At 43.4% G+C, this 18,452-nt stretch carries 20 protein-coding genes; 16 read left to right on the plus strand and 4 right to left on the minus strand.

The genetic code is table 11. The annotated features are described in order from the left end of the window. Positions 1 to 2 precede the first annotated feature (2 nt). Together DP120_RS11515 and DP120_RS11520 are read left to right on the plus strand one after the other, a co-directional pair. A complete protein-coding gene (locus DP120_RS11515; protein ID WP_112223825.1) occupies positions 3 to 857 on the plus strand; it encodes a metal ABC transporter permease in 855 nt (284 codons plus the stop codon). Beyond that, positions 854 to 1,264 carry a Fur family transcriptional regulator gene (locus DP120_RS11520; protein WP_112223826.1) on the plus strand — a complete coding sequence of 137 codons (411 nt, stop codon included), beginning with the start codon at positions 854 to 856 and terminating at the stop codon, positions 1,262 to 1,264. Before DP120_RS11515 ends, DP120_RS11520 begins: the two co-directional genes overlap by 4 nt. Before the next feature lie 297 nt (positions 1,265 to 1,561). Here the strand turns inward: DP120_RS11520 and DP120_RS11525 are convergent, their stop codons facing one another. The 3 genes from DP120_RS11525 to DP120_RS11535 all read right to left on the minus strand — a co-directional run bounded on the left by DP120_RS11525 (position 1,562) and on the right by DP120_RS11535 (position 3,877). Then, positions 1,562 to 2,158, minus strand: coding sequence for a hypothetical protein (locus DP120_RS11525; RefSeq protein ID WP_112223827.1), 597 nt, complete (start codon positions 2,156 to 2,158; stop codon positions 1,562 to 1,564). 12 nt (positions 2,159 to 2,170) lie between these two features. Next, positions 2,171 to 3,292, minus strand: coding sequence for a flavodoxin-dependent (E)-4-hydroxy-3-methylbut-2-enyl-diphosphate synthase (gene ispG / locus DP120_RS11530; RefSeq protein WP_112223828.1), 1,122 nt, complete (start codon positions 3,290 to 3,292; stop codon positions 2,171 to 2,173). A gap of 159 nt (positions 3,293 to 3,451) precedes the next feature. Continuing rightward, positions 3,452 to 3,877 (minus strand): DUF1189 family protein, encoded by a 426-nt coding sequence (locus DP120_RS11535; RefSeq protein WP_240612011.1) that lies wholly within the window; start codon positions 3,875 to 3,877, stop codon positions 3,452 to 3,454. A gap of 251 nt (positions 3,878 to 4,128) precedes the next feature. Between DP120_RS11535 and DP120_RS11540 the strand changes: the two genes are divergently transcribed. The 13 genes from DP120_RS11540 (at position 4,129) to DP120_RS11600 (ending at position 17,387) form a co-directional block, all read left to right on the plus strand. Beyond that, positions 4,129 to 5,760: a Na/Pi cotransporter family protein gene (locus tag DP120_RS11540; protein WP_112223829.1), complete on the plus strand. Its 1,632-nt coding sequence runs from the start codon at positions 4,129 to 4,131 to the stop codon at positions 5,758 to 5,760. Positions 5,761 to 6,093: 333 nt separating this feature from the next. Continuing rightward, positions 6,094 to 6,573, plus strand: coding sequence for a DUF456 domain-containing protein (locus tag DP120_RS11545; RefSeq protein ID WP_112223987.1), 480 nt, complete (start codon positions 6,094 to 6,096; stop codon positions 6,571 to 6,573). Between the two features lie 110 nt (positions 6,574 to 6,683). After that, positions 6,684 to 7,292, plus strand: a complete 609-nt coding sequence (locus DP120_RS11550) for a superoxide dismutase (RefSeq protein WP_112223830.1) — start codon at positions 6,684 to 6,686, stop codon at positions 7,290 to 7,292. A 113-nt stretch (positions 7,293 to 7,405) separates the two neighbouring features. Then, positions 7,406 to 9,613: a peptidoglycan D,D-transpeptidase FtsI family protein gene (locus tag DP120_RS11555; RefSeq protein WP_112223831.1), complete on the plus strand. Its 2,208-nt coding sequence runs from the start codon at positions 7,406 to 7,408 to the stop codon at positions 9,611 to 9,613. A gap of 180 nt (positions 9,614 to 9,793) precedes the next feature. Then, the gene (locus tag DP120_RS11560) at positions 9,794 to 10,747 is read left to right on the plus strand and encodes a PstS family phosphate ABC transporter substrate-binding protein (RefSeq protein ID WP_112223832.1); all 954 of its coding nucleotides are present in this window, start codon (positions 9,794 to 9,796) and stop codon (positions 10,745 to 10,747) included. Positions 10,748 to 10,814: 67 nt separating this feature from the next. After that, the gene (gene pstC / locus DP120_RS11565) at positions 10,815 to 11,741 is read left to right on the plus strand and encodes a phosphate ABC transporter permease subunit PstC (protein ID WP_112223833.1); all 927 of its coding nucleotides are present in this window, start codon (positions 10,815 to 10,817) and stop codon (positions 11,739 to 11,741) included. Between the two features lies 1 nt (position 11,742). Beyond that, positions 11,743 to 12,621 (plus strand): phosphate ABC transporter permease PstA, encoded by an 879-nt coding sequence (gene pstA, locus DP120_RS11570; protein WP_112223834.1) that lies wholly within the window; start codon positions 11,743 to 11,745, stop codon positions 12,619 to 12,621. An 18-nt stretch (positions 12,622 to 12,639) separates the two neighbouring features. After that, complete coding sequence (pstB, locus tag DP120_RS11575) at positions 12,640 to 13,470, plus strand: phosphate ABC transporter ATP-binding protein PstB (RefSeq protein WP_112223835.1); 831 nt, start codon at positions 12,640 to 12,642, stop codon at positions 13,468 to 13,470. An 18-nt stretch (positions 13,471 to 13,488) separates the two neighbouring features. Further along, the gene (gene phoU / locus DP120_RS11580) at positions 13,489 to 14,148 is read left to right on the plus strand and encodes a phosphate signaling complex protein PhoU (RefSeq protein WP_112223836.1); all 660 of its coding nucleotides are present in this window, start codon (positions 13,489 to 13,491) and stop codon (positions 14,146 to 14,148) included. Positions 14,149 to 14,326: 178 nt separating this feature from the next. Next, complete coding sequence (rpmG, locus tag DP120_RS11585; protein ID WP_081986929.1) at positions 14,327 to 14,476, plus strand: 50S ribosomal protein L33; 150 nt, start codon at positions 14,327 to 14,329, stop codon at positions 14,474 to 14,476. A 59-nt stretch (positions 14,477 to 14,535) separates the two neighbouring features. Continuing rightward, positions 14,536 to 15,111, plus strand: a complete 576-nt coding sequence (locus DP120_RS11590; RefSeq protein WP_112223837.1) for a 5-formyltetrahydrofolate cyclo-ligase — start codon at positions 14,536 to 14,538, stop codon at positions 15,109 to 15,111. Continuing rightward, a complete protein-coding gene (locus tag DP120_RS11595) occupies positions 15,108 to 15,296 on the plus strand; it encodes a YqgQ family protein (RefSeq protein WP_112223838.1) in 189 nt (62 codons plus the stop codon). Before DP120_RS11590 ends, DP120_RS11595 begins: the two co-directional genes overlap by 4 nt. A 177-nt stretch (positions 15,297 to 15,473) precedes the next feature. Beyond that, complete coding sequence (locus DP120_RS11600; protein WP_112223839.1) at positions 15,474 to 17,387, plus strand: LTA synthase family protein; 1,914 nt, start codon at positions 15,474 to 15,476, stop codon at positions 17,385 to 17,387. A gap of 93 nt (positions 17,388 to 17,480) precedes the next feature. On the opposite strand, the gene DP120_RS11605 is transcribed toward DP120_RS11600, so the two are convergent. Further along, positions 17,481 to 17,669, minus strand: a complete 189-nt coding sequence (locus tag DP120_RS11605; protein ID WP_112223840.1) for a DUF2759 domain-containing protein — start codon at positions 17,667 to 17,669, stop codon at positions 17,481 to 17,483. Between the two features lie 152 nt (positions 17,670 to 17,821). Here DP120_RS11605 and DP120_RS11610 point away from each other — a divergent pair, with 152 nt between their 5' ends. Then, positions 17,822 to 18,451: an MBL fold metallo-hydrolase gene (locus DP120_RS11610; protein WP_112223841.1), complete on the plus strand. Its 630-nt coding sequence runs from the start codon at positions 17,822 to 17,824 to the stop codon at positions 18,449 to 18,451. Position 18,452 lies beyond the last annotated feature (1 nt).

Genomic DNA, 18,452 nt, shown 5'->3' on the forward strand with positions numbered 1-18,452 from the left:
CGATGATTGATGCTATTTTTACTTATGATTTTTTACAGAATGCATTTGGCGCCGGTTTGATCATAGGGGTCATAGCACCACTGCTCGGTGTGTTCATCGTCGTGCGCAGGCTGTCGCTTATTGCGGATGCATTAAGCCATGTGACGCTTGCCGGAATTGCCGGCAGCCTCTATTTAAGCCAAAGTGTCGCTGTTTTCTCAGCATTGAACCCGCTGTTTCTCGGAATCGCCGCTTCTGTCGGCGGTTCGGTCTTGATAGAACGTCTGCGGACTCTCTACAAGCATTACGAGGAATTGGCGATACCCATCATACTCTCCGCAGGAATCGGGTTTGGTGCTATTTTCATCTCTCTGGCACAAGGATTTTCAAATGACCTTTTCGGCTATCTGTTTGGATCGGTTTCAGCTGTCAGCAGGGAGGACCTGTTGATTGTCGTCGCTATCGCTATTGTGGTTCTTGCATTTATCGTGGTATTCTTCAAGGAACTATTCGTTTTGTCGTTTGATGATGAATACGCCAAAGCTTCTGGATTGCCTGCGAAATGGATTCATTTCATGTTCATGATCGTAACGGCACTTGTCATTGCGGGTTCAATGCGCATCGTTGGGATCCTATTGGTGTCATCGCTCATGACGATACCAGTGGCAGCGGCTATGCGGGTATCGAAGAGCTTTAAACAAACAATTACACTATCCATCATCTTTGGTGAGGCATCCGTTATAGCAGGCCTTATATCGGCGTTCTATTTTGATCTGGCGCCAGGCGGCACAATTGTCGTTACATCGATTTTATTATTATTGCTTGTCTTGATTTATAAAAAAATTGCTGTAAGCGTAAAGAGAGGGGCGATCGCATGAATCTTGTAAAAGCGTGGGATATTCTGAAGGAAAAAGGATATAAGGAAACTTCAAAGCGCAATCAGATACTGGAGTTGTTCGTTAATGACGACCGTTACCTTACCGCCCGTGATCTTCTGGATGTAATGCAAAAAGACTATCCGAGCATGAGTTATGATACGGTCTACCGCAACTTGGCGACTTTCGTCAGCCTCGGTATATTGGAAGAGACGGAACTGTCAGGTGAACGCCATTTTCGCATGCACTGTGAAAGTGATTCCCATCACCATCATTTCATCTGCATGGATTGCGGCAAAATCAAAGAGATACCGGTTTGTCCCATGGATATGCTCGGTGCGGCATTGCCGGCCTACGAAATCGATAACCATAAATTCGAAATCTATGGAAAATGTCCTGAATGTAAATAACGAAAAGCGACAGCGCCCGTTAAGCTCTGTAAGGCAAGAGATGGAACAAATGTAATTTGGGACATCTCTTTGCGACGAAGCTAGCGCAGCGATGCAGGAGCAATACGGGTTTAGTCAAATCAGCAGAGTGGCGATCTTTGCCACGTAGCTGAGTTGACTTATGACCCGAAGAGCTGGGCAGCTGGAGTCTGGACATAAAGAAAAGCGAAAGCGCCCCATGGTTTCATACGAATCATTTACGTGGTGCCAATACCCAAACAAAAAAGCCGATTGCTCAGAGAAGCAATCGGCTTTTTCCTATTTGTTTTGAGTTGTTAATGCGCTTTGGACTCCGAATTCTTTGTCCACCCATTGTTCAGCTTCGAGCCAGTTATAAACCCGGATAACCTTATCGGGTACCGGATCCTGATTATATGGGGTATTGAATAAGATTACTGGAATATCAAGCTCTTCGCTGATTTCTACAGCATTATCATGCTTATCCTCAAAGAAGAGGTCAACATTATGTCTTTTCGCTGTTTCAATTTTTTTATGCGTGCCGATCAATTCAATATGATCATAAGCGATTGCATGTTTTTTGAACCATTCGAAGGTGATATCCATAACATTCTCGCCACGAGCAGAAATATAGAATAATTCATATTGCTCTTTCCATTGATTCAGAATGCTTTTTGCGTTTTCTGATACCGGGGAAGAAGCATAGATCGTTGATTCCGCTTCCCGGAACCAGGAATAGAATTCTCCAGGTTCCAAATGGGGAAGGGCTGATGTAAGGTCGTACTCCTTAATATCATCCAATGTCAACTCACTATTGAATTGCTTATTTATATGTGGAATCAATGAAGTGGGAGATGTAACAGTCCCATCTATATCGATGCCGAATCGATATCTCATAGCATCACTACCTTAAGCTTGTTGTTTTTCCGCTTCTGCTTTCTCTGCGGCTTGCTTTTCAAAATATTCCTGGGCAAGTTTGTCGATTTCTATTTTCAGCTCTTCTACCATTGTATCTTCCGGCACTTTGCGTACAGTCTTGCCGTGCATGAACAGCAATCCTTCACCGCGGGCACCCGCGATGCCGATATCCGCTTCACGCGCTTCTCCCGGTCCGTTTACCGCACAGCCAAGAACAGCCACTTTGAGCGGAGCTTTGATATGGGAGATATATTCTTCGACTTCATTGGCAATCGAAATCAAATCAATTTCGATGCGTCCGCAAGTTGGGCAGGAAATCAATGTTGCGGCATTTGATGAAAGGCCGAACACTTTCAGCATTTCACGTGCCACTTTAACTTCTTCGACAGGATCGGCACTTAGAGAAACACGAAGCGTGTTGCCGATGCCTTTTTGCAGTAAGGCACCCAGGCCTGCTGCTGATTTTACTGTTCCAGAGAATAAAGTTCCCGATTCAGTGATGCCAAGATGCAGCGGATAATCAAATGCTTTCGATGCTTTTTCGTATGCTTCTACCGCAAGCTGAACATCAGACGCTTTCAACGATACGATGATGTCATGGAAATCAAGGTCTTCCAGGATTTTAATATGGTGAAGAGCACTTTCAACCATGCCATCAGCAGTCGGATAACCGTATTTCTCTAAAATTTTACGTTCCAGAGATCCGGCATTTACGCCGATGCGAATCGGAATACCTTTTGCTTTGCATGCATTGACGACCGCTTCAACTTTTTCGCGGCGGCCGATGTTGCCGGGATTAATCCGGATTTTATCAGCGCCCTGTTCGATTGCAATAAGCGCTAATTTATAATCAAAATGGATGTCGACAACAAGAGGGATGTTAATGCGCTTTTTAATCTCGCCGATTGCATATGCTGCGCGCTCATCCGGACATGCTACGCGGACAACCTGGCAGCCTGCTTCTTCGAGGCGAAGAATTTCTGCGACTGTAGCTTCCACGTCATGTGTTTTTGTTGTAGCCATACTTTGAATGAAAAGTTCATTGCTGCCGCCGATTGTGATGTCTCCAACTTTAACGGGGCGTGTTTTTGAACGGTGAATAATCTCACTCATCAATTATCTCTCCTTTTGGGATATTCCGGCTGATGTGCCGATCCCGCTTTTCTTCTGCCGGATTTAAGTCGGAATTTGCTTCCTCTCCGGCACTAAGGGATGCCTATTGCTATTTTAGCAGTCACGGCTTGTAAAATACAAGAAAGAGCTTTAAAAGCCTTAATTGCGCTGCGGCGGCTTTTTCGGATAATACTTGATTGCCATGTAAAGATAAACAAGAGTCAACAGCGATAACATGAGCGGCAGCCATTCATTTTCCACCAAAAAGCCGATGCCGAACGATAATATTGTCGGAAATGTGACACTCAGTGCGGCTGTCCGCCATAAATGACGATATTCCCCCCGGCGCTTCATAATCTTCAAGATTCCCATTCCAATCCAGGCGAATAAACTGATTTTAATGAAATGATAGAGAGTGGTTGAAACAAACAGCAGAACGAAAGCCAAAGGATAGAGCAGCCACTCGATTTCTTCTATATAAACGAGCAAGCCTTCCAAATCGCCGGAAACACTGTTTAAACCAATCACGAACTCTACAAAAGCCACGATTGTCAGCAGCAGGATGAACAGAAAAACAAAGCGCATTATTTTTCCTATCGATAGTATCCTAACGGCAGCCTGCTTTTTAGGTTCCATAAAACTGGCCTTAAGCAATTGATAAATATTCAATTTCATCTTCCTTTCATCTATATTAATATCCTACCACGATATTAATTTGAAATAATTATGCTTTGTTACGGGAATGTAAATTTTCATTAAAGGTATTTACAATTCGCTATAGAACTATTCATAATAGACAAGGTGTCAATACGCTAATCTAGGAGTGATTGTTAATCGTGGAAATGAACTGGCAAGAAATACTATTCGCCTTCTTTGGTGGACTTGGTGTATTCCTTTTCTCCATTAAATATATGGGGGACGCTTTGCAAAAAGCAGCAGGGGACAAACTCCGGGATATATTGGATCGTTTTACTACCAATCCATTCATGGGAGTTTTGGTTGGTATTGTCGTTACTATTCTAATTCAGTCCAGTTCAGGTACGACAGTTATTGTCGTCGGTCTGGTAAGTGCCGGCTTTATGACATTACGCCAGGCAATCGGAGTTATCATGGGAGCAAATATCGGGACGACCGTGACGGCTTTCATCATTGGACTTGATGTAGGGGCGTACGCTTTGCCGATTATGGCAGTTGGTGCTTTCCTGATATTCTTCTTTAAGAAAAATAAAGTACAGAATATCGGTCAGGTTATTTTTGGTTTCGGAGGTTTGTTCTTCGGGATGGAAACGATGAGCGGGGCAATGAAACCATTGCGTGAATTGCCGGCCTTCATCGATATGACGGTCAATTTGAGTGAAATGCCAATTTTAGGTGTAGCAGTGGGAACCATCTTCACTTTAATTGTCCAAAGTTCAAGTGGTACCATAGCAATCCTGCAAGGTCTTTACGCTGAAGGGCTTGTGACACTTGATGCTGCATTGCCTGTACTATTCGGTGATAACATCGGTACAACCATCACAGCGGTTCTTGCTGCACTAGGTACGTCCGTTGCAGCCCGCCGTACAGCAGCAGTCCATGTCTTGTTCAACGTTATTGGATCTGTTATCTTCCTGATTTTGCTTGTGCCATTCACGGCTTATGTGGCTTGGCTCGGCAGCACATTTGGATTGGAACCGAAAATGGAAATCGCATTTGCCCACGGAACATTCAACGTTGCAAATACAATCATCCAATTCCCGTTAATCGGGCTTTGGGCTTATCTTGTAACCAAGTTGATACCGGGTGAAGAAGTGACGATCGAATTCAAGCCGAAACATCTGGACATTCATTTTATCGAACAGTCGCCTTCAATCGCTCTTGGCCAGGCAAAAGAAGAAATTTTACGCATGGGTCAATATTCGGTGCAGGGTCTGCAGGAAACTTATGAATATCTAAAAACCAAGAGTTCGAAAAATGCTGAAACCGGCTATCAGCTGGAAGATGCCATAAACAATCTGGACAGCAAAATCACTGATTATCTCGTATTGATTTCTGCAGAGTCGATTTCAGCTGCTGATTCAACGCGCCATACCATGCTGATGGAAACTGTCCGTGATATCGAACGAATTGGCGACCACTTCGAAAATATCATTGAATTGATCGATTACCAGGTTAATAACCGGGTAAATCTTACAGAAGATGCAATGGAAGATTTGAGAGAAATGTTCACTCTAACCATTGCTACTGTACAAAAATCATTGGATGCACTTGATACGACAAGCCATGAACTTGCACGTGAAGTTGCGGAACAGGAAGACCTCATCGATAAGATGGAGCGTAAATTCCGTAAGAAACATATTCTTCGCTTAAATGAAGGAGCATGTTCAGCACAGGCTGGTATCGTATTTGTTGATATCGTCAGCAACCTTGAACGAATCGGCGACCATTCAGTAAATATCGCGGAAGCTATTCTGGGCAACCGTGCTTAAGAAGAGCTGAAACACTTTCTCCAGAAAATTTTCCTGACGTTAATGATCTCCCTTTCATCTTTCTTTACATTTTAAAAAATGTAAGGCACGATGGAAGGGAGTTTTTAATTTTATTTGAATGAAGTGCTTTATCAAGTTTGAGAAAGCTTAAAATGGAGTCAGTTTATGTCTGGACTTCTGCAGCCCAGCTCTTCGGGACATAAGTCATACCAGCTGCGTGACAAAAAGCGCGTCGCAAAGAAATGCCCCAAATTACATTTGGTACATCTCTTGACTGTCAGAGCTAAATGGGCGCATACGCTTTTCTTAAGGGGAGGAACAGTTATGGAAGCATTGGAAGTGATCGGCTGGATTGTAGTTTTACTGTTTTTTGTAATCGGTTTTGTCGGGCTGGTTTATCCCGTCATACCAGCAGTGCTGTTTATTTTCGGCGGATTTATCATGTACGGCCTGTTTTTCGACTTTGCGGATCTCCCGTGGTGGTTCTGGCTTATCCAATTATTGTTCGTCGGTCTGCTCTTCAGTGCTGACGCCTTATCCAATGCCTATAGCGTCAAACGCTTCGGCGGTTCCAGGGCAGGATTCTGGGGAAGCATGCTGGGTCTTATCATTGGCCCTTTTGTAATTCCAATCATCGGTATTATCATCGGTCCGTTTGTGGGAGCGATTGGTGCAGAATTAATCTTCAACCGGTCAAACTTCAAACAGGCGTTTCGTTCAGGGATCGGCTCGGTTGTCGGGTTTATCACATCGGTTTTTACAAAAGGGATAATCCAGTTTGTTATGGTGATATTATTCTTTATAGTGGTTTAACTCAGTCTAAGGTCTGATTAAATTGGATGTTCATGCATTTTAATTGTATCAACTTGCAAACTTTGATACGCTAGGAAAGTAGAACAATAGACTCAAGGAGGAATTTAATCATGGCTTATGAATTACCGGAACTACCTTACGCGTATGACGCACTGGAACCACACATCGACAAAGAGACGATGAATATTCACCACACAAAACACCATAATACTTACGTAACTAATGTAAATGCTGCCCTGGAAGGCCACGACGATCTTTCTTCGAAATCTGTAGAAGAACTGATTTCTGATTTGAACGCTGTTCCTGAAGATATTCGTACAGCTGTACGCAATAACGGCGGAGGACATGCAAATCACTCATTATTCTGGCAATTATTGACTCCGAACGGCACTGGCGCTCCATCAGGTGCACTTGCGGAAGCAATCGACAGCAAGTTCGGCAGCTTTGACGAATTCAAAACGAAATTCGAAACAGCAGGCAAAACACGCTTCGGTTCAGGCTGGGCTTGGCTTGTTTTATCTAACGGCGAATTGGAAGTAACTTCAACTGCAAACCAGGATTCTCCATTGATGGACGGCAAAACGCCAATTCTTGGAGTAGACGTTTGGGAGCATGCTTACTACTTGAAATACCAGAACAAACGCCCTGACTATTTAGCTGCTTTCTGGAACGTAGTAAACTGGGACGAAGTTTCAAAACGCTACGAATCTGCAAAATAATATCCCATAAATGAAACCTGACACACACTTTTTCGTCTGAAAAAGTGTGTGTTTTTTATTGTTCGATGATATACTAGCTTTTGGATATTTCACCGGAAGGAGAACTTTACTAAATGACTCAACCCAATAAAAGGAGAGTAAGCCAGGCAAAGTCAAAGCTGAAATCCCATACCGTCTTTCGCATGAATGTCCTTTTTTTCTCCATTTTTCTGCTTTTTTCAATGCTGATACTGAGACTTGGTTATTTGCAGATAGTAAAAGGTGAAGATTATGCGCGTGCACTTGCCAGAACCGAAGAAGTGCCGGTCAATACGAGTGTGCCGAGAGGCCGGATCTTCGACAGCGAAGGCCGTGTCCTTGTTGACAACGATCCTGTCAGCGCCATTACATACACGGCAATGCAGACAACTAAGCGCTCTGAAATGCTGGATACAGCAAAAGAGCTGGCGAAACTGATTGAAAAAGACGATAAACGTGTAACCGAACGGGATAAACAGGATTTTTATATAATGCTTAATACTGAGGAAGCAACAGCGAAAGTGACGGATGAAGAACGCCAAGCCATCCAGAACGAAGAAATCACCGAAAAAGAAAAGCAACGCAAGCTGGATGATTTAATCCGGGAAAAGATTACAGAGGAAGAGTTGGCAAGCCTTACTGCCGAAGACATTGAAACTCTGGCGATATTCCGGGAGATGACTTCGGGTTATGCGTTGTCTCCACAAATTATTAAGAATGAAGACGTGACACCGGAAGAATTTGCCCGAGTTTCCGAAAGACTGACGGACCCGAAACTGAAAGGCGTAAACACCATTACGGATTGGAAACGCGTCAAAACCAGCGACCTGACGATTCTTGGGAGCACAACTACACCAGAACAGGGGATTCCCTCCAGCAGTCTGGAGTACTACCTGGCACGTGATTATTCACGTAATGACCGTGTGGGAACCAGTTTTTTGGAACAGCAATATGAAGATGTTTTGCAGGGACAAAAATCAGTTGTAAAAAATATAACTGACGGCAGAGGACGTGTCATTGATACGATTCCTGCAGATGAAGGAAAGCCAGGCAAGGATCTGATGCTGACAATTGACAGTGAACTACAGACATCTGTAGAAGATATTGTAGAAAAGCATTTGCGCGAATTAAAAGCTGGACCGAACTCGCAATTAGTAAAAGATGCTTATTTGGTCATGATGGACCCGCGTACTGGAGAAATACTTTCCATGGTCGGTAAAAGGATTGACCGTGATGAAAACGGCAAAATGGTAATACAGGACCATTCATATGCAGCAGTGACTGCCGCCTATGCGTCCGGTTCTTCTGTGAAAGGTGCGACTCTTTTGACAGGCTATGCCCAGGATGCAGTGGAAATGAGCGATTATTTGGTTGATGAACCTTTACAGATTAAGGACACACCACTTAAACGATCCATTTTCAATAAAACATTATTCAATAGAATTCCGATGTCAGATCTAACAGCAATCGAACGTTCATCCAACGTTTATATGTTTAAAATAGCATTGGAAATAGCGAACGAGACTTATGCTTATAATGAGCCGATTGATATTTCAGCCAGTTCTTTCGATACTATGAGAAATTCATTCGCACAGTTTGGACTTGGCATCAAAACAGGCATTGACCTTCCTTTTGAAGGAACAGGTTATAATGGCGGTTCAAGTGATGGAAGTAAAATACTCGATTTTGCTATCGGCCAGTATGATACGTATACGCCGATGCAATTGGTGCAATACATTGCAACAATTGCCAATGATGGCTATCGTATGGAGCCGCATCTTGTAAAAGAGATACGCGGCGCATCAACAGATGGGGAAAACCTGGGTCCGGTGGAAACGGTGATTGAGCCTAAAATCCTGAACCGGATCAGTAACACACAAGCGGAGATTGACCATTTGAAAAAAGGGATGCGTAATGTTTATATTGGAAGCCAAGGTTCAGCCCGTGCTTATTTCAATGATACGGACTATACAGCGGCCGGAAAAACCGGTACTGCTGAAGTTCAATTCTATGATGATAAAACGAACCCTTACTATACAAAGGAGTCCATAACAACAACACATGTCGGTTTTGCACCATATGAAAACCCAGAAGTTGCTTACGCAGTAATGATTCCCTATATTACGACAAACACGAATATAGTGCCCCCAACGAGTAACCTGATTGTGCGGGAATCATTAGATAAATATTTTGAACTGCGTGAAACAAAAATGGAAGAATCTCCTTCAGTAATCAAACCGCCATATTCCAACGAATTGATTGAAGAAGGCGAAGAAGAACCGATAGATGCTGAAAACGAATAAGCTTATAGCCCGTTCTGCTTAAACGCAGAGCGGGCTTTTTTGCTTTCTATCGGGTTTATTTCAACAAGAATTTAAATAAATTCACATTTACAATTTCTTAACAATGCCTTTATATGTCCTCAACAATCATTCTTTATAGTTAAGACTGTAAACAAAACAAACTATTTGGGGGCGTAACTGATGAAAAACTGGAAATTCAAAATGGCTTCAACAATTCTTGGCTCGACAATGCTTCTCGCAGCATGCGGAGGCGGCACTGACGAAGGGAGCCAGGCGCAGGATAATGGCTCAGCAACAGCCGGAGAAGTTGAAGGTTCAGTTTCAGGAGATGGATCATCTACAGTAGCACCAATCATGGAAGGCATTGTTGAAGAATACGCTGCTGTTCAGCCTGGTGTCCAGGTGACTGTGGGAGTTTCCGGAACAGGCGGAGGTTTTGAGAAGTTCATGCAAGGTGAGACAGACTTCTCAAATGCTTCACGTCCCATAAAAGAAGAAGAGATTGCAAGCCTTGAAGAAGCTGGAATCGATTATACAGAATTCCTGTTGGCGTATGATGGCCTGTCAGTTGTAGTCAGCCAGGAAAATGACTGGGTGGAAGATTTAACTGTCGAAGACCTGAAAAAACTTTGGGTGGAAGACGGCACAACTAAAAAATGGTCTGACATCAACCCGGAATGGCCGGATGAAGAAGTGGTCTTCTATGCGCCAGGAACAGATTCAGGAACATTTGATTATTTCAATGAAGTAATCCTTGAAGACGAAGATCTGGTAAGCTCGGCAACACTTTCGGAAGATGACAATACCTTGGTTCAAGGAATCCAGGCTGATCCTAATGCAATCGGGTTCTTCGGCTACGCATACTACGTAGCAAATAAAGATACGTTGAAAGTTGTGAAAATCGGTGGAATTGAACCGACTAACGAAACAATCGAGTCTGGTGAATATGCACCTTTGTCCCGTCCATTGTTCACATATGTCAGCAATGCTTCTGTAAAAGAAAACGAAGCTGCATATGACTTTATCGAATATGCAATTGACAATGCAGGCGAAATGGCCGAGGCAGTAGGTTATGTGTCTCTGCCGGAAGAAGAATATGAAAAAGGTTTGGCTGATTTGGAAGCTTTGAAATAATCTGAGATAGTCCAGGAACAGGGTGAGCAGCCACTGCTCACCTTTTGGGGTTGAAAGGGGATTCATTATGCGGCAATCTGTGCAGGAAATGATCGCGCAGTCGAAAGGCAAGAAAAACAAACAATTCGTGGAAAAAATGATACCGGTCATCTTGTTCCTCATTGCATCGGTATCAGTATTGACAACAATCGGCATCATGCTGACATTAATTTTCGAGACAATCACTTTCTTTACAAGAGTTTCAATTACAGATTTCCTGTTTGGCACAACGTGGCTGCCATTTTCGAATAAGGAAGCTCAATACGGCATCCTGCCACTCATAGTGGGGACTTTAAAGGTGACGCTGATTGCCATTCTTGTGGCAGTTCCGATCGGCATTTCAGCCGCAATCTATCTGAGCGATTATGCCAGTGAGAATGTACGTCGCGTGTTAAAACCGCTTTTGGAAGTATTGGCGGGTATTCCTACAATCGTCTACGGATTTTTTGCTTTGACGTTTGTTACACCTTTGCTGCAAAGCGCTTTTCCGGATATTAAAATATTCAATGCCATTTCCCCGGGAATTGTTGTCGGCATCATGATTATCCCGATGATTGCTTCGCTTTCTGAAGACGCCATGTCTTCAGTGCCGAAAAGCATCCGGGAAGGTGCCCTTGCAATGGGTTCGACCAAATTTGAAGTGGCCTGGAAGATAACTGTGCCGGCTGCACTTTCCGGAATCATTGCTTCTGTTGTGCTGGCTGTATCACGCGCTATCGGTGAAACGATGATTGTGTCCCTTGCTGCGGGTTCGACTCCGAAGTTCGACGGGGACTTTACCGGCTCGATTCAAACGATGACGGCGTATATCGTGCAGGTTTCCAAAGGCGACGCCGGTTATGGCACCACCATCTACTACTCGATTTATGCAGTGGGCTTCACTTTATTCATCTTCACGATGATCATGAATATCATAGCCAATTACGTCTCTAAACGTTTCAGGGAGGAATACTGATATGAGATATATTGAACATGACACCGTCGTAAGGCGGATGAACGGAAGAATGGTCGTCAATACAATATTCAAATCACTTTTTCTTCTTGCGACGTTAGCGGCTCTTATGGCTCTTGTTATTCTGATGTACCAGATCGTTACACAAGGCATCAGCCATTTATCATTCAGTTTCCTTACCAATTTTGCATCCAGATTCCCTGATCAGGCAGGCATTAAAGCTGCATTGATCGGTTCGATTTGGCTGATGGCAGTCGTGGCTCCGACTTCAATCATTCTTGGAGTAGGATCAGCACTGTATCTGGAAGAATACGCCAAGCAGAATCGCATCACAACGTTTATCCGTATGAATATATCAAACCTTGCCGGTGTGCCTTCCATCGTATTCGGTTTGCTCGGCCTTACCATTTTCGTTCGAGCGCTGGCACTCGGCAACAGCATCCTGGCTGCAGGCTTTACTATGAGCTTGTTAATCCTGCCGGTCATCATCGTCGCTTCTCAGGAAGCAATTCGTTCAGTGCCCGGGGAATTACGGGATGCATCATACGGAATGGGCGCTACAAAATGGCAGACGATTACAAAAATAATCCTGCCAGCTGCGATTCCGGGAATTCTGACAGGAAGCATTCTGGCATTATCAAGGGCAATTGGTGAGACAGCTCCATTAATCGTAATTGGCGTGCCGGTCATCATCCAGTTTCTGCCGGCTGGCGTCATGGACACTTTTACAGCCTTGCCGATGCAGATCTATGATTGGTCAAGCCGTCCGCAGCCGGAATTCCAGCAAGTGGCTGCAGCAGGCATCATTGTTTTAATGGTTGTTCTTCTATTGATGAATTCAGTGGCAGTAATCATACGCAATAAATTCGAGAAACGCTATTAGAGTGGAAGGGGTTCTACTATGTCGACAACACACGTATTAGATCAGAAAAGCAAAACAGCGGGGTATGAAGCAGACGGTTCATTGGCGTCAGCGACAAACTCGGTTTACGAAACGAGACAGCTCAATCTTTGGTATGGTGCAAATCATGCACTGAAAAATATAGAACTTGATATCAAGGAAAACGAAGTGACAGCCATTATCGGGCCTTCAGGATGTGGCAAATCGACTTATTTGAAAACCTTGAATCGTATGGTGGAACTTGTCCCATCTGTTAAAACATCCGGCCAGATCCTTTACCGGGGACGCAATATTTTTGATGGCGACTACGGAGTGGAAGAACTGCGGACGCGTGTAGGCATGGTGTTCCAAAAGCCTAACCCGTTCCCGAAATCCATTTACGATAATATTGCTTATGGACCACGTATCCACGGAATTAAAAACAAAAAGATTCTTGATGAAATTGTGGAAAAAAGCCTTCGCGGTGCAGCTATCTGGGACGAAGTAAAAGACCGGCTGACTGAGAATGCCTACAGCATCTCCGGTGGCCAGCAGCAGCGGATCTGCATCGCGCGGGCGTTGGCCATTGAGCCCGATGTCATCCTGATGGATGAACCGACTTCAGCGCTCGATCCGATTTCAACACTGAAAATCGAAGAACTTGTCCAGGAATTGAAAAAAGATTACAGCATCATCATAGTGACGCACAATATGCAGCAAGCTGCCCGTATTTCGGATAGAACAGCATTTTTCCTGAACGGTGAAGTAATTGAGTACGATAAGACGGACACAATTTTCTCCAATCCAACAGACAAACGAACAGAAGATTACATTTCCGGCAGGTTCGGCTAAGAAAGGGAGCGTTCCATTTTGTCAGTACGTGAAAAATTTGATACAGAATTACATTCATCCCAGGACCAACTGATCCAGTTAAGTACAATGGCAGTAGATGCTCTTGGAAAGTCGGTCAGCGCTTTGCTGAATCATGATATTGATGCCGCTTTGGAAGTCATCGAAAATGATGTCAAGATCAATCGGCTTGAAGAAGAAATTAATGACCGGGTCATATTGCTGATTGCAAAACAATCTCCTGTAGCAACCGATTTGCGGAGGCTGATCGTCATTATTAAAGTGGCGACGGATATGGAGCGAGTAGGAGATTATGCAGTGAATATCGCCAAAGAAACAATCCGTCTCGGCAAGGAAGAACATCTGGCACCGATTGTCCAAATAGAAAAAATGCATAAACTAGCGACGACAATGCTGATGCAGGTAATCGATGCTTTTGTGGAAGAAGATGTGGCAAAAGCAAAAGAAATTGCTGACCTGGATGATCAGGTGGATGACCTGTACGGACAGGTCTTAACACAATTAATGCTTGCCGGAAGCGAAGATCCCGGAAAAATCAGCCAGATTACCCAGTTGGCGTTTATCGGCCGCTATATGGAACGGTCAGCCGACCACGCAACGAATATCGCAGAACAATTGTTTTACCTGGTTCGCGGCCGGCATTACGATCTGAATAAATAATGGCAATCCGGCGGGAACTTTCCGCCGGCTATTTTTATGGCTGTGACTTTTCTGAACAACCGTCTTATTTTTTATGAATTTTATCAGTAGACTTTATTTTGATATATGCTATAATAATTAAGTCGTATAGATCTTGCTTATTTAAAAATGATCTTTGAAAGAATTAGGAGGGAAACCGATGCGTGTTAACATCACTTTAGCTTGTACAGAATGTAGCGAACGTAACTACAGCACTGTTAAAAATAAGCGCAACAACCCTGAGCGTCTTGAAATGAAAAAATATTGCTCACGTGAACGAAAAATGACTTTACACCGTGAAACTAAGTAATGAATGGACCGCCAAAACCTCTGGGTTTTGGCTTTTTTCTTTTAAAGGGGATGTCTGTTATGGATAAATCGAGTCAGCGCAAAGATATGATCACTCAATTGAAAGCTATGGATTCGGAAGAACATCGGGAAAAATCCGATTCAATCATAAAGTTCTTTTTGGAAGATGAAGCGTTTCAACAAGCTGAAGTTATAGGACTGACGATATCAGCTTTTCCTGAAGTGGATACCCGCCGGCTTATCGAAGAATGCTGGAAGGCTGGCAAGAAGACGGCAATCCCTAAATGCGAGCCGCTTTCCCGTGGAATGGCATTCAGGATGATTGAAGACTTCAGTCAATTGGAAACTGTATATATGAAACTTCTGGAACCGATCATTGAAAAAACTGAACTAGTGGAACCTGAGCAAATCGATTTGTTGATCGTGCCCGGCGTTGTTTTCTCGCATGACGGATACCGAATCGGCTTTGGCGGCGGTTATTATGACCGCTACCTGACAAAATATACTGGACCGACCAGATCTCTTGCTTTTGCTGCTCAGCTGTGTGAGTCGGTGCCGGTCGAATCCCATGACATTCCAGTGCAGCGCATCTATACTGAATATGGCTGCTCGGAAACAAAGCAGGTGGACCGATGAACAATTTATATGATGTGATGCAGCTTTTGAAAAGGTACGGAACGATTATCTATACAGCTGACCGTAAAGCAGACCTGCATTTAATGGAAGAAGAAATCCGGGAGCTGTACCGTCTGCAGTTCATTACAGCAAAGGAATTTTCCTCGGCTTTGTTGATTTTACGCAGTGAACAAAACAAAATATAAAAGAATTTCCCTTTTTTTGAAACTTTAAGGCGTTTCATCCGTCTATTAAGAGGGTAAATATTATGTTGAGGTTATGTAATATTTGTGTAAATATATGATAATCACCGAACCAATAATTTCAAAAAGAAATGGAATTGATATGAATGGTAAAATTGTTCCAAAAGGAGGATGTTTTGGATGTTAAAAAGAGAATGGCCTAAACATTCGATCCTTGCAATTGCAATCATCGCAACTTGGTTAAAAACCTATATTGTCTATAAAACCGCATTTTCGATAACGATTGATAATGCATTGCAAGAGTTTATCTTATTTATTAATCCGCTGAGTATGCTGCTGTTCCTGTATGGTGTGGCCTTATTCTTCAAGAGTGAGAAAGCCAAGAACCGTTATTTATTGGCTATGACTTTACTGACATCGGCTATATTGTACGGAAACGTAGCGTTTTACCGATTTTTCAGTGACTTTATCACGCTTCCACTGCTGTTTCAAACCCAGAATTTCGGGGATTTGAAGTCAAGCGCAGCAGCCAGTATTTTCTGGACCGATATTTTCTATTTCTCGGATTTCCTGATTGTACTGCTGGCGATTAAATTCCTGCCGACGGCTAAAATCAGTGAAAAAGCTTCTTCTGTTCAACGAAAAGCGTATTTCATCCTGTCAGCCGCGCTTATGTTCTTCAACTTAGGCTTGGCTGAAGCAGAACGTCCGCAGCTGTTGACCCGAAGTTTTGACCGGGAAATGCTTGTGAAAAATATCGGAATGTACAATTATCATCTTTATGATGTGTATATTCAGTCGAAATCACAGGCTCAACGGGCACTGGCGAATGGTTCTGAATTGGTGGAAGTGACCAATTATGTAAGTTCCACTCAGGCAGAGCCTTCAGAAGAAATGTTCGGCATCGCCAAAGACCGCAATTTAATCGTGGTAACTCTTGAATCGCTCCAAACTTTCGTATTGAACAATGAAATGAATGGGGAGACAATCACGCCATTTATGAATGAGCTGACGAAAGATGAAGACACGATCTATTTCCCGAATTTCTACCATCAAACAGGTCTCGGGAAAACATCCGACTCAGAGTTTATCCTTGAAAACTCACTTTATCCTCGTGGAGGCAGTGCCGTTTTCTTCACGCACAGTGGGAATACCTATAATTCAATGGCTGAAAAGCTAGGGGAGAATGGATATTTCACTAATGTGCAGCATGCCAACACAAAAAGTTTCTGGAACCGCGATATCATGTATCAGGCATTTGAAATCGACGAATTCCAGGATATAGAAAGCTTTACAGTCGAAGAAGGGCAAGCGGTGAACTGGGGCATGAAAGATGTTCCGTTCATGCAGCAGTCAGTTGAACATATGACTGAAATGCCGCAGCCGTTCTACAGCCGTTTGCTCACATTGACGAATCACCATCCGTTCTATTTGGACGAAGAAGATAAATTCATCTCAGAGTTCGATTCCAATTCAGGTACACTGAACCGCTATTTCCAAACGGCAAGATACCTGGATGAAGCAGTAAAGGAATTGTTCGATGAACTGAAAGCCAAAGGGCTCTATGAAAATTCCATTATTGTCATGTATGGTGACCATTACGGTATTTCAGAGAACCACAATGCCGCAATGTCCCAGTATCTTGGCAAAGAAATTACACCTTATGAAACGGCTCAGCTTCAAAAAGTTCCTTTCTTTGTCCATATTCCAGGATATGGTGAAGGGCATGTCAATGAAGAGATTGGCGGCCAAATCGATATGCGTCCAACAATCCTGAACTTGATGGGTGTAGAATCGGATGACGATATTCAGTTCGGTGATGATTTGTTCTCAGAAGAGCATGAGGAGTTCACAGTGTTCCGTGACGGACGATTCATTACCGGGGAAAATGTCTATGCCGGTGGCACTTGCTATGATCAGGAGACAGGTGAAATAGACGATCCAGCGGGTTGTGAGCCATTTGTTGAACGCGCTCTGCAACAGCTGAATTATTCAGAAGCGATTATCAACGGTGACCTTCTAAGGTTCTACGATGAACAAACCGGCGAGCTTCTGACTGACGAAGCCCCAGCTGCAACAAACGTAGCAGAATAAAAAACGGACCCTAGGCGGGTCCGTTTTTAATTTGAAGATGTTTTAATGTTAATTAAAAAAGCTGCTGCAATGGATGCAACAGCTTTTTTCTGATTAATGCAATGTTGGTGGAAAGCCTTGAGTGATTGCAGTAGCTACCGCAAAGCCTCCAAAAATGGCAAAAGTTCCGAAATTAAATAAGAATCCTAATACTTCTTTGTTTTTAAATGTCTGTACAGTACCTATTGCTGCCAAAATAGCAATGAGGCCAAAAATGAGTACTAATAGCCAACCTGATTCCATATATGACACTCCCTTCAACATTAACAGCCAGTGCCGTCTTGTTCTATACTATTGTAATGAATTTAACTGGCTTTGTCGAGCATGAAAAGTGTCATTCCCTTGAACATTCAAATGAAACGGCTCCGTGATATAATTAAACCGAGGTGAAAATAATGTTGAAAATTGAACAATTGGAATTAGGTCCTGTTCAGACAAATTGTTATATCGTATCGAATGAGAAAAAGGAATGTCTTATATTTGATCCGGGTGAGGAAGAAAATAGAGTTAGGGAGCTTTTAAAAAAACGTGATCTCAAGCCTCTGGCGATTCTTCTGACACACGCCCACTTTGATCATATCGGAGCGGTGGATGCGCTTCGTGACTTCTATGAAATCCCTGTCTACCTCCATCATCTGGAAAGGGACTGGCTGGGCCGTCCCAATTTGAATGGTTCTGGCAAATATGCGGCATTGCCGGATTACAGGATTAAGGATGCAGATGTATTGATCAACGGTGAAAAGGAACTTGTATTAGGTTCTTTCAGAATGGACTTGTTACATACGCCAGGGCATTCTCCGGGGAGCCTCACTTTTTCCTTTCCTGAAGAAAGGTTCGCCATTGTGGGTGATACATTGTTTCGAGGGAGTATCGGAAGGACAGATTTGATCGATGGTTCTGAAACCAAGCTCCTTCAATCGATCCGCACGTCGTTATTGACGCTGGCGGCTGATACTGTTTTGTTTCCAGGACATGGCCCTGATACGACTCCGGCTGAAGAGGAAAAAAGCAACCCGTTTCTTTAGA

The sequence above is a fragment of the Planococcus halotolerans genome (assembly GCF_003289955.1).
Classification (GTDB): domain Bacteria; phylum Bacillota; class Bacilli; order Bacillales_A; family Planococcaceae; genus Planococcus; species Planococcus halotolerans.

Coding starts and splice junctions, on each gene's coding strand:
- DP120_RS11515 (WP_112223825.1), top strand. CDS start 3: ATGATTGATGCTATTTTTACTTATGATTTTTTACAGAATGCATTTGGC.
- DP120_RS11520 (WP_112223826.1), top strand. CDS start 854: ATGAATCTTGTAAAAGCGTGGGATATTCTGAAGGAAAAAGGATATAAG.
- DP120_RS11525 (WP_112223827.1), bottom strand. CDS start 2,158: ATGAGATATCGATTCGGCATCGATATAGATGGGACTGTTACATCTCCC.
- ispG (WP_112223828.1), bottom strand. CDS start 3,292: ATGAGTGAGATTATTCACCGTTCAAAAACACGCCCCGTTAAAGTTGGA.
- DP120_RS11535 (WP_240612011.1), bottom strand. CDS start 3,877: ATGCGCTTTGTTTTTCTGTTCATCCTGCTGCTGACAATCGTGGCTTTT.
- DP120_RS11550 (WP_112223830.1), top strand. CDS start 6,684: ATGGCTTATGAATTACCGGAACTACCTTACGCGTATGACGCACTGGAA.
- DP120_RS11555 (WP_112223831.1), top strand. CDS start 7,406: ATGACTCAACCCAATAAAAGGAGAGTAAGCCAGGCAAAGTCAAAGCTG.
- DP120_RS11560 (WP_112223832.1), top strand. CDS start 9,794: ATGAAAAACTGGAAATTCAAAATGGCTTCAACAATTCTTGGCTCGACA.
- pstC (WP_112223833.1), top strand. CDS start 10,815: ATGCGGCAATCTGTGCAGGAAATGATCGCGCAGTCGAAAGGCAAGAAA.
- pstA (WP_112223834.1), top strand. CDS start 11,743: ATGAGATATATTGAACATGACACCGTCGTAAGGCGGATGAACGGAAGA.
- pstB (WP_112223835.1), top strand. CDS start 12,640: ATGTCGACAACACACGTATTAGATCAGAAAAGCAAAACAGCGGGGTAT.
- rpmG (WP_081986929.1), top strand. CDS start 14,327: ATGCGTGTTAACATCACTTTAGCTTGTACAGAATGTAGCGAACGTAAC.
- DP120_RS11590 (WP_112223837.1), top strand. CDS start 14,536: ATGGATAAATCGAGTCAGCGCAAAGATATGATCACTCAATTGAAAGCT.
- DP120_RS11595 (WP_112223838.1), top strand. CDS start 15,108: ATGAACAATTTATATGATGTGATGCAGCTTTTGAAAAGGTACGGAACG.
- DP120_RS11600 (WP_112223839.1), top strand. CDS start 15,474: ATGTTAAAAAGAGAATGGCCTAAACATTCGATCCTTGCAATTGCAATC.
- DP120_RS11605 (WP_112223840.1), bottom strand. CDS start 17,669: ATGGAATCAGGTTGGCTATTAGTACTCATTTTTGGCCTCATTGCTATT.
- DP120_RS11610 (WP_112223841.1), top strand. CDS start 17,822: ATGTTGAAAATTGAACAATTGGAATTAGGTCCTGTTCAGACAAATTGT.